14 protein-coding genes and 1 tRNA gene are annotated in these 14377 nt (G+C 41.9%); 9 read left to right on the forward strand and 6 right to left on the reverse strand.

All coding sequences use genetic code 11. The features are described 5' to 3' along the window. Positions 1-20 precede the first annotated feature (20 nt). Both FY557_RS08360 and FY557_RS08365 read left to right on the forward strand, forming a co-directional pair. A complete protein-coding gene (locus FY557_RS08360; RefSeq protein ID WP_149246808.1) occupies positions 21-1397 on the forward strand; it encodes a TROVE domain-containing protein in 1377 nt (458 codons plus the stop codon). A gap of 27 nt (positions 1398-1424) precedes the next feature. Beyond that, the gene (locus FY557_RS08365) at positions 1425-2507 is read left to right on the forward strand and encodes a DNA polymerase beta superfamily protein (protein ID WP_149246809.1); all 1083 of its coding nucleotides are present in this window, start codon (positions 1425-1427) and stop codon (positions 2505-2507) included. Positions 2508-2546: 39 nt separating this feature from the next. Here the strand turns inward: FY557_RS08365 and FY557_RS08370 are convergent, their stop codons facing one another. From FY557_RS08370 to rpsO, 4 genes are all read right to left on the reverse strand, one after another. Beyond that, entirely contained in the window at positions 2547-2981 is a 435-nt protein-coding gene (locus FY557_RS08370; RefSeq protein WP_149246810.1) for a cold shock domain-containing protein, read from the reverse strand. 294 nt (positions 2982-3275) lie between these two features. Beyond that, entirely contained in the window at positions 3276-3617 is a 342-nt protein-coding gene (locus tag FY557_RS08375; protein ID WP_149246811.1) for a hypothetical protein, read from the reverse strand. A gap of 244 nt (positions 3618-3861) precedes the next feature. Further along, positions 3862-6228 (reverse strand): polyribonucleotide nucleotidyltransferase, encoded by a 2367-nt coding sequence (locus FY557_RS08380; RefSeq protein WP_149246812.1) that lies wholly within the window; start codon positions 6226-6228, stop codon positions 3862-3864. 323 nt (positions 6229-6551) lie between these two features. Next, positions 6552-6821: a 30S ribosomal protein S15 gene (gene rpsO / locus FY557_RS08385; protein ID WP_034704056.1), complete on the reverse strand. Its 270-nt coding sequence runs from the start codon at positions 6819-6821 to the stop codon at positions 6552-6554. Positions 6822-6993: 172 nt separating this feature from the next. On the opposite strand from rpsO, the gene FY557_RS08390 reads away from it, so the two are divergent. From FY557_RS08390 to FY557_RS08400, 5 genes are all read left to right on the forward strand, one after another. After that, on the forward strand, positions 6994-7545 hold the full coding sequence (locus tag FY557_RS08390; RefSeq protein WP_149246813.1) for a pyruvate decarboxylase: 552 nt from the start codon (positions 6994-6996) through the stop codon (positions 7543-7545). A 371-nt stretch (positions 7546-7916) separates the two neighbouring features. Next, positions 7917-8066, forward strand: coding sequence for a hypothetical protein (locus FY557_RS20105; protein ID WP_185151687.1), 150 nt, complete (start codon positions 7917-7919; stop codon positions 8064-8066). 24 nt (positions 8067-8090) lie between these two features. Beyond that, positions 8091-8234 carry a bacteriocin-like protein gene (locus FY557_RS20110; protein WP_185151688.1) on the forward strand — a complete coding sequence of 48 codons (144 nt, stop codon included), beginning with the start codon at positions 8091-8093 and terminating at the stop codon, positions 8232-8234. A gap of 156 nt (positions 8235-8390) precedes the next feature. Beyond that, positions 8391-9713, forward strand: a complete 1323-nt coding sequence (gene mgtE / locus FY557_RS08395) for a magnesium transporter (RefSeq protein WP_149246814.1) — start codon at positions 8391-8393, stop codon at positions 9711-9713. Positions 9714-9738: 25 nt separating this feature from the next. After that, positions 9739-10479 carry a helical backbone metal receptor gene (locus FY557_RS08400; protein WP_149246815.1) on the forward strand — a complete coding sequence of 247 codons (741 nt, stop codon included), beginning with the start codon at positions 9739-9741 and terminating at the stop codon, positions 10477-10479. A 909-nt stretch (positions 10480-11388) separates the two neighbouring features. Here the strand turns inward: FY557_RS08400 and FY557_RS08405 are convergent. Next, entirely contained in the window at positions 11389-11838 is a 450-nt protein-coding gene (locus FY557_RS08405; protein WP_149246816.1) for a GAF domain-containing protein, read from the reverse strand. 15 nt (positions 11839-11853) lie between these two features. Further along, complete coding sequence (locus FY557_RS08410) at positions 11854-13281, reverse strand: TonB-dependent receptor (RefSeq protein ID WP_149246817.1); 1428 nt, start codon at positions 13279-13281, stop codon at positions 11854-11856. A gap of 53 nt (positions 13282-13334) precedes the next feature. On the opposite strand from FY557_RS08410, the gene FY557_RS08415 reads away from it, so the two are divergent. Further along, positions 13335-14102, forward strand: a complete 768-nt coding sequence (locus FY557_RS08415) for an MBL fold metallo-hydrolase (RefSeq protein WP_149246818.1) — start codon at positions 13335-13337, stop codon at positions 14100-14102. 78 nt (positions 14103-14180) lie between these two features. Beyond that, positions 14181-14260: transfer RNA gene (locus tag FY557_RS08420), tRNA-Leu, on the forward strand. Positions 14261-14377: the final 117 nt, after the last annotated feature.

Consider the following 14377-nt stretch of genomic DNA (forward strand, 5'->3'; position numbering starts at 1 on the left):
AATCATTAAAAACAAATAACATGTCAAAATTTAACACAAGGAAAATTGGGTTTGCCCCTGGCTTTATTGCCGGAAAATTGACAGATACTGCAGGTAAATATTCTGATTATGAACTGTTGAGACGAGTAACACTGGCTAATCTCCTTTTCGAATCTAATTATTACCAGTCTGCTGATGAAATCATGAGACAAATAGAAGATCTATGCTGCAAAGTTGAAGGTGAAGAAATCATTCAATTGGCTATAGAATGCCGTTTCGAACAGAAGTTAAGACATACTCCTTTATGGCTTTTAATTTTAGCCCACGAAATTCATGGAATCTCTATCAAAGATGCAATTGTAAAAATTGCTAACAGACCGGATATGCTTATGGATATGCTTCAGATGATAAAAATAAGAAACGGTTCTTATAAAATATCAAAACCAATTAAAAAAGGTCTTGCAAAAGCTTTTGATAATTACGATGAATACCAGATCTCTAAATATAAAAAGAGTAATATGGAATTATCTCTTGTAGATATAGTTAATCTGGTTCATCCAAAACCTACAGCGACCAATGAAAGGGCACTAAAAGATTTGGTTAACAATACTCTATCTCCTGCAAACACCTGGGAAACAGCATTATCACAAGGAGCAGATAAGAGATTGACTTTTGAGCGAATGATAGATGAAAAAAGTCTTGGCTCATTAGCTGTTCTTAGAAATCTAAGAAATATGAAGGATGCCGGACTTTCACGAGATATGATAAAAAAAGCCATTTCAATGGTAAACAGTAAATGGCTTACTCCTCTGAACTTTTTAGCAGCACAGAGAAATGCCCCTGAGTTTACATCTGATATTGATGAAGCCATGAAAAGCTGTTTTATCCAGGAAACAATAAGAGGTACCACGATTCTGGTAATCGATGTATCGGGAAGTATGGGACAAGTAAGTTCATCTCATTCAAAATTTTCAAGAATGGATCTCGCTTTTGCTATGGCAGCAGCCGGTTCTTACATATTTGAAAACTTAATATTGGTTTTCACTGCAGGTTGTGATGGAAAAAGAAAAGGAAAACATATGATCTGGAATAAACTCGGAGGTTTAGGAATATATGATCATTACAGGGAGATCTGTACAGAGTTAGGAGGTGGAGGTATTTTCACTTATCAGTTATGTGAATGGTTAAAAGAAGAAGGTTACTCCAAAGATGCTGATAGATTAGTTGTTATTTCTGATAGCCAAGATATTGACACATATTATGGATCAGATAAAAAGCCAGATACATTGCCATACAAAACATCATATATCATTGATATATCCACGCATACACATGGTATAAAAACCGGTAATTGGACTGCTGAAATAAATGGTTGGAGCGATAAAGTTTTTCATTATATTAAAGCTTTGGAAAATTAATTTTTTCTAAAGCTAATTTTTTATGTTATGAACATTCCTACCCTCAAAACCAAAAACCTCGTCCTCCTCGAGGCCATCTCCGGCAGCCGGGCTTTCGGGCTGGCGACGGAAAATTCGGATACGGATATCCGGGGCGTATATTATCTGCCGAAAGAAGACTTTTTCGGACTGAGTTACGTACCGCAGGTGTCCAATGAAACCAATGACATTACCTATTACGAGATCGGAAGGTTTATAGAATTGCTGCAGAAAAATAACCCGAATATCCTGGAAGTCCTGGCGAGTCCGGCCGACTGCATTCAGCAGAAACATCCGCTGATGGATCTGCTGAAACCGGAGGATTTCCTGTCAAAGCTCTGCAAGGATACTTTTGCAGGCTATGCCGTTTCCCAGATCAGAAAGGCGAAAGGCCTGAACAAAAAGATCCTAAACCCGATGGACAAGGAAAGAAAATCGGTCCTGGATTTCTGCTATGTGTTGCAGGATCAGGGCTCGGTGCCGTTGAAGAAGTGGCTGCGGGAATTTTCAGACGGCGGACAGCGTGGTCTGGTACAGGAAAAATGCGGACTGGTCAGCATTGAACATACAAAGGGCATGTTTGCGCTGTTTTATGACGGATCGGAAGATTTGGGATACAAAGGAATCATCCGGCATGAAGAAGCCAGCCAGGTTTCCGTTTCATCGGTTCCGAAAGGGGAAAAACCGCTGGCCTACCTGTTCTGCAACCTTGATGCCTACTCTACCTACTGCAAAGATTACCGGGAATACTGGAAGTGGGTTTCGGAGCGGAACGAAGACCGCTACAACGTGAATCAAAACCACGGACAGAATTACGACAGCAAAAATATGATGCACACGATCCGCCTGCTGCAGTCCTGCGAACAGATTTTTAAAACAGGTTCCCTGAACATCCGGGTGGACAATCGGGACGAACTGCTGGACATTAAAGCCGGAAACCGGCCGTATGAAGCCGTTATGAAAAAAGCGGACGAACTGATCCGCTCGATTGAATATTATCATTCGGTTTCTGCCCTTTCCGAATTTCCGGATTTGGCAAAGACCACAAAGCTATTGGTGGAGATCCGGGAGGAACTGTATAAAAACAAATAAAGCTTCTTGCGAAGCTTTATTTTTATCTTGAGGTGTATTTTATTTTACAAGCCTGATTTCCATAGCGGAAAAGCCTTTTGGTGATTTTTCCTTTTCAAAAGAAACCTTGTTTCCTTTTTTTACCTGGTCGATACAGTTGTTGTTGTGGAAGAAGATATTTTCTTTGGTTTTATCTTCGGTAATGAAGCCGTATCCTTTTTCACTCAGGAAAGTAACGATTCCTTTTTTAACGGTTTCTTCAGCTTCAATCGGAGCAGCGCCCAGCTGAATGTCGTTGATATCGATTTCTTCTTTTTCATCACGATCCGGTGGGGTAGACGTCAGTTGCCCGTTCGCATCCACATACATGATCATATCGTCAAAGCTTTTGCCTTTGTCGTTGTTTTCCTTACGTTCTTCACGACGTAAAGCTTTTTCTTTTAATTTTTGCTGTTTTTTCTTGAAATTTTCTTTTTTAGAGAAAGAATCTGCCATATATTGTATTGAATTTTATATTACGATTTAATTTTAACGCTCATGACAAAGCTATATTGTCTGCCTGTTATTTTTCAATGCCAGGTTGTGATCGCTACCTATTAAAGGTTTTCTGAGTGCTTTTATTCATGCGAGTGCCTTTTTGAAAGGCCGATGTGAAACGGAATTGAATAAATATTCTTAACGGTCACAGAAGTAAAGACAGAGATTTCTTTTAATAAGTAAACAAAGATACGGAAAAAAAACGTACTATGCAAGTGGTTATGGCTTCAAATCCCTGAAATTCAATTTATTTTAAGCTTTCAGAAAATCAAGCCATTCCTTCAGCAGATCTTTAATATCAGCCAAAGGAAATGTATAAGGTCTTTCGTCGATTCTAAAATCCGTATATTCTATATCCAGTTCAACATGATCTAATATCATCGATTCATAAATTGACCTGTCAAGATCATCTGCATTCAGAAAGGCATTGATTTCCCATAAAAGAAATTCTGTTCCGGCACGATCCAGATAAGACAGAAACTGCAGACTGTTATTCTGGTCCACAATCCAGTCTTTGCGACGACAATTATAACCTATAATACCATCAGAACTTATCTTATAAAATTCTAAACCGTATTGTTCTCTTTTAGTCATATTTTTGATTTTCAGTATATAAATAAAATATATATTTTGAAATACAGATGATATTTTTATAAAAGTTCAAACAAAGCAGAGAGATTTATGTGATTCGGCACACTATATAATTTACGCAATAATCAATGTGTTCTGCCAATTTCTATCATAAAAAGATGGGCAATGTAATTTTTAATTCACTTATTATACATCAAAAAAACCACCGGAGTTCCGATGGTTAATATTATAATTGATAACAAATATCTTATTCTTCAGAAGAAGGATTCTGATCTCCTGCCGGCTGATCACCTTCAGGTCTTCTTTCTCTCTCCTGTCTTCTCTCTCCGTCATTTCTCCGGTCTCCGTCATGTCTTCTCTCGCCATCATGCCTTCTTTCACGGTCTCCTTCAGATCTTCTTTGTCCTTCAGGTCTTCTCTGGCCTTCAGGTCGGTTCGGTCTGTCGGAACGCTCAGGTCGGTCAGAACGTTCAGGTCTTCCCTGCCCTTCTGCCCTAGGAGGTCTCGGCAACAATACTTTTCTGGAAAGCTTCATCTTTTTACGGTCGTCGTAGCCCATGAACTTCACTTCCACTTCATCACCTTCCTTGTAAGGAACCGTATCCAGACGCGACCATTCGATCTCGGAAATGTGAAGGAGTCCTTCGGTACCTTTTGCAATCGCTACGAAAGCGCCGAAGTCCATTACTTTCACTACTTTACCGTTGTATACTTCCCCGACTACCGGTACGAAAGTAATCTCGTTGATTTTCGCGATCGCCTCGTTGATCTTCTCTCTGCTAACCCCGGAAATTTCGATTCTTCCGATTTCGCCGATTTCTTCAATGGCAATAACGGTATCGGTATCCTTCTGCATCTGCTGAATGATTTTTCCTCCAGGTCCGATTACGGCACCGATGAAATCTTTAGGGATTTCCATCATCACCATTTTCGGAGCATGCGGTTTCACATCGGTTCTCGGCTCAGCAATCGTTTCCGTGATTTTGTTTAAGATATGAAGTCTGCCGTCTTTAGCCTGTAAAAGGGCTTTCTCCATGATATCCATGGAAAGACCCTGGATTTTGATATCCATCTGGCAAGCGGTGATTCCGTCTGCCGTTCCGGTTACTTTAAAGTCCATATCTCCTAAGTGGTCTTCATCCCCTAAGATATCGGACAATACGGTAAAGTTTCCTGTTTTCGTATCGGTTACCAATCCCATTGCGATTCCGGAAACCGGTTTTGCAATCTGGATACCGGCATCCATCAGCGCAAGTGTTCCTGCACAAACGGTAGCCATCGAAGACGACCCGTTGGATTCAAGGATATCGGAAACGATTCTGATGGTGTATGGATTCTCTTCCGGGATCATGTTGGCCAAAGCTCTCTGAGCCAGGTTCCCGTGTCCTACTTCCCTTCTTGAAGTTCCTCTAAGAGGTCTTGCTTCACCGGTGGAGAACGGAGGGAAGTTATAATGTAAGAAGAATCTTTCGTCGTAATTTACCATAACGCTGTCTACCATGTTGGCATCTTTAACGGAGCCTAACGTAACGGCTGTTAGAGACTGGGTTTCCCCTCTGGTGAAGATCGCGGAACCGTGGGCGCCCGGCAAATAATCGATTTCGCTCCAGATCGGCCTGATGGTTTCAGGATCACGACCGTCCAGACGGATCTTATCGTTCAGGATCATGTTACGCATCGCTTCTTTTTCCACATCGTGGTAATAGATTTTGGCGAAAGGCGTTACTCTTTCCAGTTCTTCTGCATCTTCTACGTACTGCGCCAGGAATTCAGCCAGTACCGCTTTGAACTTTTCGCCTCGCTCTTCTTTTCCGGAAGGGGTTCTGGCTACTTCGTACACTTTATCGTAAGTTTCTTTCCACACTTTCTCACGGATGGCTTCATCGTGGTTTTCGTGGTTGTATTCTCTTTTCGGGAACGATTTTCCTACTTTTTCAGCCAGTCTCTCCTGTGCTTCCACCTGCTTCTTGATTTCGGCGTGAGCAAAAGTAATGGCTTCCAGCATTTCCTGCTCGGAGATTTCTTTCATCTCGCCTTCCACCATTACGATGGAATCTTTGGTTGCTCCTACCATGATATCCAGGTCGGAATCCTTAAGATCCGCATAGTTCGGGTTGATGGAAAGTTCACCGTTGATTCTTACTACCCTTACTTCAGACATCGGTCCGTTGAAAGGAATATCGGTAATGGCAATCGCTGAAGATGCCGCAAGACCGGCAAGGTCATCAGGAATCGACTGTCCGTCGTAAGAGATCAGGGAAATCATCACCTGAACTTCCGCGTGGAAATCTTCCGGGAACAAAGGTCTTAATACCCGGTCTACCAAACGCATCGTCAGGATCTCCTGATCGGAAGGACGTGCTTCTCTTCTGAAAAAGTTTCCGGGGATCTTACCGCCGGCATAAAACTTCTCTCTGTAATCTACCGTTAAAGGTAAAAAATCCACTCCCGGATTTGCTTCTTTATTGGCTACAACCGTTGCTAAAAGCATGGTCCCGCCCATTTTTACGACAACAGATCCGTCAGCCTGCTTGGCCAGCTTCCCTGTTTCAATGGTGATTTCTCTGCCGTCTGCAAGAGTAATCAGCTCTGTAATTGCTTGAGGTACACTCATAAATTGTTTTGTGTTGCGCTCCGTATTGAGCACTTTTAATGATTATATTTCGTCTAAAATTCAGCTGCAAATTTACTGTAATTATTTGGAAAAAGCACGTCTTGTCTTTAAAATCGATAAAAGACGGCCGGAATATCTGATAATTGCATCAGATCTCTGAGTACTGAAATTACATTCAGTATCAAAGATTTAAAATTGATTACTCTAAAAATAAAATTAAAAAACCAATCTTCTTTTTCAGGTTACCTTATCTAAGTTTAAAGCAAAGGACCATAAAAAAAGCAACCTCTTTTGAAGTTGCTTTATTTTTAAATCTATACCGATTATTTTCTTAAACCTAGTTCAGCGATGATCGCTCTGTATCTTGTAATATCTTTTTTCTTAAGATAATCCAAAAGGCTTTTTCTTTTACCTACCAGTTTCACCAATGATCTTTCAGTATTGAAGTCATGACGGTTAGCCTTCAAGTGCTGGGATAAGTGGTTGATTCTGAAAGTAAATAAAGCTACCTGTCCTTCAGCGCTTCCTGTGTCCTGTGCAGATTTTCCGTGTTTTGCGAAAATTTCTGCTTTTTTTTCTGTTGTTAAGTACATTCCAATATTGTTTAATGATTATTATGTAACGGCTGCAAAAGTACGGTTTATTTTTGAATCTGCCAACATTATCGATTCCATTTATCGCCATTCATAGAGAAAAATGTTAAAAATTTCTTAAAAAAATGATGAAATGCTGAGAAAAGGCAGTAATTTTGCATGGTAATTAGTGATGGGAAAAAAACTAACTTTTATTCTATGTACCGGGCTTCTTTTCGGAGGTGTTTTCATACTGAGAGCACAAAAATCTGCTGCCGAAAAAATTAATAAAGTCCTGTATTTCAATCCTCAGGTGGAACCGGATCTCGAAGAAATCAAAGAACCTACCAATACGGCCTTCTTCAGCGCCGTGTCCGATAATTTAAGCGAGAGAAAGAACAGAATGCTGAAAACGGAAACCCAAATTTCTTTCGACAGCATCGATCAGAAGACCATTGCCGATTACTGCATAAACAACGATGCCGATTTCGCTATTGTTCCCAAAGTAAAATATTTTAAGGTCGGGCTTGGAAAATATGTATTCTCCAACCAGGTGGTGGTCAGCATGAAGCTTTTTGATGCCCAGGGAAACCTGCTCACTGAAACCGATTATGATACCTATAAAAAGAATATGCGTTTGCTGGGTTCCACGACAAACTCCGTGAAGATCGGTACCAATGGTGCCATCAAAGGAATTTTAAAGCAGTTCAGAAAAAGCAGGCATGCCGACGGCACCGGATTTTAAAATCGACGGCTGCTTTTCATTTTGCAGGATAAAATTGATCCCGGCAAATCCTTTCTCAATCTTACGTTTTCATTCCCATATCATCCTTTATAAAATAAAGCTATGCACCTCATTGAATTTCACTGATTTAAATTCATAATATGGTGAATAATTTAAAATATTTTAGTAATTTCGGGATAACAATTCATTCAAACTATCTCAATAGAAATTTCTTTAGCACCTGTATCCGTACGGGTGCTTTTTTTATTTAAAACTTAATACCGCTACCGGATATAAATCAAAATCAAATCGTTACCGATAAATATTTTTCATTTCATGGTGATTAATTAAAAAAGTTCATGTATATTTAATCACATCAAAATCCATTTCATATGAAAAATACCAATCTAAAAAAGCTTACCCGTAAAGAACAGGGAAAAATCAACGGAGGAGCATTGAAGAGATGCCAGGACCATTATGAATGCCCGGGCGGTTCCTGCTGCCAGAATGTATGTGTCCTTTATAATTGCCCTGAAGTATAATTTATCATTTCAAAATTTGCCGCTATGAAAAATCTAAAGAAACTTACAAGAAAAGAACAGGAAAAAATAAACGGTGCAGGCCTGGCGAGATGTACCAGCAACAGCCAATGCTTCGGCGGATGGTGCTGCAACAGGATGTGCGTGCCTTATGCCTGCATTGAAGAATAAGTTTTATCATCGATCTAAATTTCACAAGCATCCGGTTTCCGGGTGCTTTTTTTGTCTGCAGCTGAAAAAAGTTTAATTAATCCTTAAATTTTCCACTTCACTCCTCAATTTTAAAAAATTGAATTATTTTTGTAGTACCCTAAAAAAAATCACGTTTTGAATTCTAAAGACGAACTTATATTCAACCCTGAAGATATTGCCGAAACCCTCAGTGAACTCCATGCTGATGAAAGGCTTCTGGCATTCCTGAAAGTTCCGAAAGAATACAAAGCGGAAGTTTTCTCCCACCTGAATCCCGATTTCCAGGAAGAGACTATCAGAAGCATCGGCAGCGACGAAGTTTCCGAAATCCTGAATGCCATGACTCCGGATGACCGGACGGCCCTGTTCGAGGATTTTCCGGATGAGCTGATCAAATATTCCATCAACCACCTGAATCCGCAGGAACGGCGAATTGCCTTAAAGCTGTTGGGTTACGATTCCGATTCCATTGCCCGTCTGATGACGCCGTATTATATCCAGATCCGTAAGGAGTGGACCATCAAACGATGCCTGGAGCAGATCAAGAAAGTGGGCAGCAAGGTGGAAACGATGAATTACCTGTATGTAGTTGACGAAAGAAACCGCCTGATCGATGATATTGCCTTGGGAAGCCTGCTGCTGGCAGAAGAAGATACAATGGTGGCGGAAATTACCGATAACCATTTCGTAGCGATTACCACAACTACCTCAAAGGAAGATGCCGTACAGTATTTTGAAAAGTATGACCGTGCCGCCCTTCCGATCATCACCGAGGCCGGCGTTCTGGTGGGCATCGTAACGATCGACGACATCCTGGATCAGATTGAACAGCAGAATACCGAGGATATCCAGAAATTCGGGGGATTGGAAGCCCTTGATCTTCCGTATACCCAGACTTCTCTTATAGAAATGGTGAAGAAAAGAGGCATGTGGCTGATCATCCTTTTCTTTTCGGAAATGCTGACCGCCTCGGCAATGGGCTATTTTGAAGATGAAATTCAGAAAGCGGTGGTGTTGGCCCTGTTTGTTCCGCTGATTATTTCCAGCGGCGGAAATTCAGGCTCCCAGGCGGCAACCCTTATCATCAGGGCGATGGCCCTGCAGGAGATCGGACTGAAAGACTGGTGGTATGTGATGCGGAAAGAAATTTTCACCGGACTGCTGCTCGGCGGAATCCTGGGGATTATCGGTTTCCTGAGAATCATGGTCTGGCATAAGACCGGTTTTTTCAATTACGGAATGCACTGGGCCTATGTAGGGCTGAGTGTCGGGGTTTCCCTGGTGATGATCGTACTTTGGGGTACCCTTTCCGGTTCCATGGTTCCTTTTATCCTTAAAAAACTGAAGCTTGACCCGGCCACTTCCTCTGCCCCTTTTGTGGCTACTTTGGTGGATGTTACCGGACTGATTATCTATTTTTCCGTAGCCGGACTTTTCTTAACGGGCAAACTTTTGTAATTTAGGCAACCTCTAAATTGCAATTATGAAAGTTGTTTCCCTTGTCCCCTCCATTACCGAGGCACTGTTTGATTTAGGCCTGACAGAACATGAAGTTGTCGGGAGGACCAAATTCTGTATCCACCCGGCCGAAAAAGTAAAGCACGTAGCGGTTATCGGCGGAACGAAAAATATAAATATCGATAAAATCAGGGCCCTTCAGCCGGACCTGATCTTGGCCAACAAGGAAGAAAACATAAAAGAACAGGTAGAAGCATTGATGGATGATTTCAAAGTCATCGTAACGAATGTGGAAACGGTTGAAGACAATTATTACCTGCTGAAAAATCTTGGGAAACTATTGAATAAAGAAGACCTGGCGCAAGCTTTCAATCTGAAAATTTACGAAGTTTTGAACCAGGCTGCCATCGATTCCAAATTAAAAGCCGCTTATCTGATATGGAACAACCCTTACATGACGGTCGGTTCCGACACCTTCATCCATAAAATCCTGGCTGAAATCGGTTTTGAAAATCTTTTCAAAGACCGGAAGCGTTATCCTGAGATTACCACTGAAGATTTAGCCGGCGCCGATCTCATTATGTTGTCTTCCGAACCCTTCCCTTTCAAAGAAAAGCATATCGAAGAACTGAGAAAAGTTTATCCTGATAAAAAGATCATGATCGTGGACGGGGAAGCCTTTTCGTGGTACGGAACCCACATTGCCAAATGCGGGGATTATTTTAAAGAGCTGATCCATGAAGTGACTGCTAAGGTTATAAGATAATCTTATGGATATTTAACTGTATTTTTCAAATACATTAGGGTACTATCTCTCAAAATGAAATTACTGAAATATTCTTCTAATCACCGGGTTACACCCGGTGCTATTGTTGTAACGCCCTTTCAGGGCTTGGAAAGTTAATACGGAAATAGAGCAAACAACATAAATATGCGCAGATATCTGTGTCAATTCGTGGTTTAAAATCCTGCGTATTTAAAGGCTTCGATAATCGGATTCCATATGACACCGGGTTACACCTGGTGCTATTGTTGTGACGCCCTTGCAGGGCTTTTAAAATTAAACAGACAACGATTAGCAGACTGATTTTAAAGACAGGACAAACTGAGCCAAGCGATTCCCTCATACGATGTTTAAATTCCTACGGGATGGACAAACACATTATTATTCACCATCCTTTTTATGATTGGTGGCTGAGGGCCTGGAAGCCACAAACCTCCGTGAATCCGTGAAATCTGCGGAAGCATATAAACGTTTTAATGATTATGCGGCTTAACCGCAGGTAACATATTGATTGACAGAGGAAATAAAATTCCACTCTTTTGGAGGGGTGGCGAAAATTCCGAAGGAATTTTTGACGGGGTGGTTTGAGGATGACCCATCTTTCAATATCTCCGGAATACTGAATCTCCTTACAAATGCCCTAGCCCGGATAGTAACGGTTACCCCACAGCAGGCGGGGGCCTTAGCGACGGCGCGAGGAGTAAGAGTGGATAGCCGGAAACAGCTCCTTAAAATTTGAGGATTGGTTAGTTTTAGGGTACAATGTGGCTTCGGGAGCCTCAGCCACCGAGGGTTTCGTAGACATCAGCGACAGTACAGCATTACTTCTTTAAAACTAAAAACTCCGGCTCAGTGGAGAGCCGGAGGGTAATTTTTTATTGCAGATCGTTGTTACAAAATTTTGGAAACCTCGTTGCAAAGCCATTCCAGCAATTCGCGGTCTTCATCGGTGAACGGATTGATGGTGTGGGAATCGATATCGATCTGGCCGATGTTCTGTCCGTCCTTGAAGATCGGGACTACGATTTCCGCTTTGGTATCGATGGAGCAGCTCAGGTAATTGCTTTCCTCGTGCACATCCGGAACCACGAAAGTTTCGTTGGAAACCGCTACCTGTCCGCAGATCCCTTTTCCGTATGGGATAATCGTATGATCGGTAGGCGCGCCCACGTAAGGCCCCAGCTTCAGTTCGTCTTTATCTCCGTTTTTAAAATAAAAACCCGTCCAGTTGAAATAGGATATTTCCTGATCCAGCAGGTGACACACTTTTTCCAGTTTTTCTTCCGTATTATGTTTCGGACTTTCAAGAATCGAGGAAAGTCTTTTCTTTAATTCTGACATTGTAATATATTGTTTTTAAGAGAATTGTTTCAGCGAAAGCTCTTCTTTGTAGCCGAACATCCCGCGTTCCTTTATCATTTCCGCAACGCCTTCCGGAAGCTGTGTTTCCCAGCCCTTGATGTTGCAGCCTATTTTCTTTAAAATATCTCTTGAGTAAATTTCCAGGAACTCCGGATTGTAGTTGGTAATGTCTACAATACGTTCGTTGTGTTTGAAATATTTGTACAGTTCTTTCAGGTTTTCTTCTACTTTTAACGTATCGGAATTCAACAGTTCATGGGTTTCCGGATCTTTGTAAGGATACAGGTATACCCTCAGTCCGTTTCTGAAAAATTTACCGAAAGCCTCCAGGATTCCCCCTGACAGGTTCTTGTAATATTTCTCGTCGAAAACCATCAGTAGGTTGTTTACGCCCATGGCCACCCCGATGTTCCCGCTGGTGTAGGAAGCAAAATAATCGATCAGCCTGTAATATTCCGAATAATTGGAGATGATCACCGTATAGCCCAGTTTGCCCAGGACATCAACCCGGTCCAGGAAATCCCTTTCGTCGATATCACCGTCTGCGCGAAGGTTGGAAATGGTAATTTCGATCAGCACTTCCGTCGTGTCGGGACTGCAGGCCGAATCTTTCAGGAACATGTCCATCCCGTTTTTCAGCATGTCGATGTTCACTTTGGTTACCGGACGGAAGCTTCCCCGTACTGCAAAAATATTTTTCTTATACAGAATATCGGCAGGAAGCATGTTGTTCCCTTCCGAATTGAAGATTACCGCATCCGTCATCCCATGCTTTACCAGCTGTAAGGACATCAGCCTGTTGTCTACATATTCGAAGGCCGGACCGCTGAAATCGATCATGTCGATCTCCAGGTTGTCCTTGGCCACTTCATCGTAAAGGGATTCTACCAAATTTCTTGGGTTGTCGTAATAATGGAATGCCCCGAAAATAAGGTTCACCCCAAGATTCCCTAAGGTTTCCTGCTGCAACGTCGCATCGTTCTCCTTGAATTTGACGTGGATCACGATTTCGTTATAATCCTCATTTTCTTTTACCTGAAAACGGATGCCCACCCAGCCGTGGCCCTTAACGGTTTTATCAAAATTGATGGTCGTCACCGTATTGGCGTAGGAAAAAAACTTCCGGTTCGGGTTGTTTTCCCTGGAAATCCGTTCTTCGATCAGAGCAACTTCATATCGAAGCATTTTCCGAAGCCGGTTCTGGGTAACATACCTGTTTTTTACTTCTTTTCCGTAGATGGCATCACTGAAATCTTTGTCGTAAGCCGACATCGCCTTGGCAATTGTACCGGAAGCCCCTCCTGCTCTAAAAAAATGCCGAACAGTCTCCTGCCCTGCTCCAATTTCTGCGAAAGTACCATAAATAGTAGGATCTAGATTAATTGTTAATGCTTTTTGTTTAGGAGTTAGTTTCTGATACATTAGGACATTAAATTTTTCGTAAATTTACCAAAATTAAACCAACCTCAAAAGAAATGAAGTTGAAATTTTTAGGAACGGGAACTTCGCAGGGCGTACCCGTGATCGGCTGCACCTGCGAGGTATGTACTTCGGAAAACCCGAAAGACAACCGCCTGCGGTCTTCCGTAATGGTGACCACCGATGAAAACCGGAAAATCCTGATCGACTGCGGCCCCGATTTCCGGCAGCAGATGCTTACCCACAAAGAAAGCCACATTGATCTAGCGCTGCTTACCCACGAGCATAACGATCATGTGATCGGACTGGACGATATGCGCCCGCTGATTTTCAAGACGGGAAAGGATATGCCGTTGTACTGCTATTCAAGAGTCGGGAACGAAGTGAAAAAACGTTTCCCTTACGCTTTTGCCGACGAAAAATATCCCGGCGCCCCCGCTTTCGAGCTGCATGAAATCGAAAATAAGCCTTTTACGGTAGTGGATACGGAAATCATCCCTGTTGAAGTGGTTCATTTTAAAATTACGGCTTTCGGTTACCGCTTCAAGGATCTGGCTTACGTTACCGATGCCGGTTTTATTTCAGATACTGAAAAAGAAAAGCTGAAGGATCTGGACGTCCTGATCATTAACTGCATCCGGAAGTTTGATCCGCATCCGGCCCATTTCATTCTTCCGGATGCAATTCACCTGTTTGAAGAGCTGAAACCTAAAAAAATGTTTCTGACCCACCTCAGCCACCATTTCGGGCTGCATGATGTTGAAGACAAACAACTTCCAGCCGGAATGCACCTTGCCTACGACGGTCTTCAGATTAATTTTTAAAAAAATCCCTTCAAAAAGCTTTGGAGTATTGAGAAAAGTTTTTATATTTGCACACCGATTCAAAACAAGGTAACACCGGCCCAGGTGGCGGAATTGGTAGACGCGCTGGTCTCAAACACCAGTTCTTAGGAGTACCGGTTCGATCCCGGTCCTGGGTACAAAAACCTCTGAAATCTTTTGATTTCGGAGGTTTTTGATTTTAAAATATTAATTATTGTTATTCTTCTTGATAAAATTGATCCAAAAACCTGATGCTGGGCAATAGAACGTTATTT

This window comes from Chryseobacterium sp. SN22, assembly GCF_008329705.1.
GTDB lineage: Bacteria > Bacteroidota > Bacteroidia > Flavobacteriales > Weeksellaceae > Chryseobacterium.

Excerpts from the sequence above, each read along its gene's own strand:
- FY557_RS08410 (WP_149246817.1), bottom strand. The coding sequence starts at position 13,281 with ATGTATCAGAAACTAACTCCTAAACAAAAAGCATTAACAATTAATCTA.
- FY557_RS08400 (WP_149246815.1), top strand. The coding sequence starts at position 9,739 with ATGAAAGTTGTTTCCCTTGTCCCCTCCATTACCGAGGCACTGTTTGAT.
- FY557_RS08405 (WP_149246816.1), bottom strand. The coding sequence starts at position 11,838 with ATGTCAGAATTAAAGAAAAGACTTTCCTCGATTCTTGAAAGTCCGAAA.
- FY557_RS08365 (WP_149246809.1), top strand. The coding sequence starts at position 1,425 with ATGAACATTCCTACCCTCAAAACCAAAAACCTCGTCCTCCTCGAGGCC.
- FY557_RS20110 (WP_185151688.1), top strand. The coding sequence starts at position 8,091 with ATGAAAAATCTAAAGAAACTTACAAGAAAAGAACAGGAAAAAATAAAC.
- FY557_RS20105 (WP_185151687.1), top strand. The coding sequence starts at position 7,917 with ATGAAAAATACCAATCTAAAAAAGCTTACCCGTAAAGAACAGGGAAAA.
- FY557_RS08380 (WP_149246812.1), bottom strand. The coding sequence starts at position 6,228 with ATGAGTGTACCTCAAGCAATTACAGAGCTGATTACTCTTGCAGACGGC.
- rpsO (WP_034704056.1), bottom strand. The coding sequence starts at position 6,821 with ATGTACTTAACAACAGAAAAAAAAGCAGAAATTTTCGCAAAACACGGA.
- FY557_RS08415 (WP_149246818.1), top strand. The coding sequence starts at position 13,335 with ATGAAGTTGAAATTTTTAGGAACGGGAACTTCGCAGGGCGTACCCGTG.
- FY557_RS08370 (WP_149246810.1), bottom strand. The coding sequence starts at position 2,981 with ATGGCAGATTCTTTCTCTAAAAAAGAAAATTTCAAGAAAAAACAGCAA.
- FY557_RS08390 (WP_149246813.1), top strand. The coding sequence starts at position 6,994 with ATGGGAAAAAAACTAACTTTTATTCTATGTACCGGGCTTCTTTTCGGA.
- FY557_RS08375 (WP_149246811.1), bottom strand. The coding sequence starts at position 3,617 with ATGACTAAAAGAGAACAATACGGTTTAGAATTTTATAAGATAAGTTCT.
- FY557_RS08360 (WP_149246808.1), top strand. The coding sequence starts at position 21 with ATGTCAAAATTTAACACAAGGAAAATTGGGTTTGCCCCTGGCTTTATT.